2 protein-coding genes and 1 pseudogene are annotated in these 1,890 nt (G+C 42.8%); all 3 read right to left on the bottom strand.

What is annotated here, in order from left to right; all coding sequences use genetic code 11:
- Positions 1 to 262: 262 nt before the first annotated feature.
- Positions 263 to 802: an alpha/beta hydrolase YcfP gene (ycfP, locus tag R7Q47_RS23535; RefSeq protein WP_005456278.1), complete on the bottom strand. Its 540-nt coding sequence runs from the start codon at positions 800 to 802 to the stop codon at positions 263 to 265.
- A 74-nt stretch (positions 803 to 876) separates the two neighbouring features.
- Entirely contained in the window at positions 877 to 1,758 is an 882-nt protein-coding gene (gene thiK / locus R7Q47_RS23530; protein ID WP_005481846.1) for a thiamine kinase, read from the bottom strand.
- A 24-nt stretch (positions 1,759 to 1,782) separates the two neighbouring features.
- Positions 1,783 to 1,890 (bottom strand): annotated as a pseudogene (locus R7Q47_RS23525) (penicillin-binding protein activator LpoB); the annotation flags it as partial.

Below are 1,890 nucleotides of genomic sequence, written 5' to 3'. Positions count from 1 at the left end.
GGTTCATTATATAGAGCCATCCTTTGAAGGCAACCAAAATCCTTACTCTGGATGCGGATTGACTACTTTTCGACTACTCTACAACAAGGTATTCGTGCCACATAGTTCATCAGTAAGAAAACCATAGAAAGAACACAATATTCTTGCCTTTAAACGGCTGAAAATGTGAGCTGGAGTAATCCAGCAAAAAGCGAAATGGGACAGATAGAAAAACAGCACTGCAAGCAGTGCTGTTTAAATCGTAAACAATGAGTTTTGCGTACTAGGTATTTTTGAACTCTTTCATCGCTTGAAGATGCTGAGAGATTTTCTTGAACTTATGTGACTGCGATTCATCCCAGATGATGTCGTAGTGCTTTTCTAACTCAGAAGCCGTTTTTGTATTGTCATGAATTTCATCTTCTTTCGACAAAATCACTAAACAGCGCCCTTGGTTTTTAGCTCTGAACTGATCTACACACTTCGTTGCAATATCTTCGTATTCTTCTGGGCGATCGATGCGACCAGCCATGGTGTTTTCTGGATGTAAGTTCGGATTGAACATCACTTGCTTAATCCCACACAAGAAGCCAATACGCTCAGACCAATACCCACCCAGGCCAACCCCACAGATAAGTGGATTAGGATCATCAGATTGATCGATAACCTTCGACACTTCTTTTAGCAGGTGCTGCATGTCATGTTTAGGATGAAGCGTGCTGTAATTAATGAAACGAACATCGTCATCGATGAACTGTAGTTGAAGAACTTTTTCGTGGTTACCTGGGCTTGTACTATCAAAGCCGTGCAAGTAAATAATCATGTGTACCTCTCCCTGTAAAATCTGGTACTTTTTTTAAAACTACCACTATTTCCTTACTGATAAAGGGGAAAACGTCACGAGTTCTCAAAACAGTGATCTTCTAAACACAATAAGTCTTTAAACTCTTGCGCACTGTTTAAGTATTGTTCATCTCCCCACAATTTATAAGCAAGCAAGTACCAAAGCATTGCCATCACTAAAGTGCGGGGTTGCCACGCTTTTACTCCTTCAAGCCAAACTGAGGTATTTTCAATATTTCGAATCTGGCAATAGCGTTCAACCGACTCTTCTATTGGCGAATCGGTAATTTGCAAAATGAGCGTTAAATCTAATCTTGGATCTGCAAGGCTTGCGTACTCCCAATCAATGACTTTCACGCCCTGATCTCCCCTAACTAGGTTGTAACACCCCAAATCAAAGTGACACAGCGCTAACGGAATTTGCTCAACACTAGGTTCAGAACGCCACTGTTTGTATAGGGTTTCAAATTCCGAACCGACGTACTTTCCTTCTAACTCCAACCAATAATGATCAATTCGCGAGATGTAAGAAAATGGCACAACAGGTATGGAGCTCGAATGGTATTGATGAATGGTCGCCGCGATGGGTAAGAGCTCTTCCAACTCGATGCCATCTTTTGTCAGCGTGATCCCATCGATCCACTCCACTAATAACCCTTGCTCATGAACGAAGATCGGCTTTGGCCCGAGATTTAGCGGCTCGATCGCATGAAGAACTTGATACTCGTTATGACGAGAGATAGAAAAAGCCTTGCATACGTTGCTGGTCGGTCGCCAGACATAAGCAAGGCCTTGAGAAGATTCCAACCGCCAACAGCGGTTGGTGAGCCCGCCGGTGACGGTTTGCACCTTCACCGGTGGTTCTGAAAAGAAGCCATCTAACGCATTTAAGCTCGGATCTAACTGTTTTGCTTGTTGCCAAGAAAACCACGCCATTGATGACTTCTCCATTATGGTCAATTAAAGGCCAAATAGGCTCTTAGATTGCTCTTTGCGGATTTCTGTTTCATCAGCCCATTCGATTAGGCCGGTTTCCAAATCCATCAAACGCATTGTCATTTTGTAGTA

The organism is Vibrio sp. Vb0349, from assembly GCF_033338975.1.
This window is presented reverse-complemented; position numbering and strand designations above follow the sequence as displayed.

What these genes read in the sequence shown, in the direction of transcription:
- ycfP (WP_005456278.1), bottom strand. Translation starts at nt 802, where the DNA reads ATGATTATTTACTTGCACGGCTTTGATAGTACAAGCCCAGGTAACCAC.
- thiK (WP_005481846.1), bottom strand. Translation starts at nt 1,758, where the DNA reads ATGGCGTGGTTTTCTTGGCAACAAGCAAAACAGTTAGATCCGAGCTTA.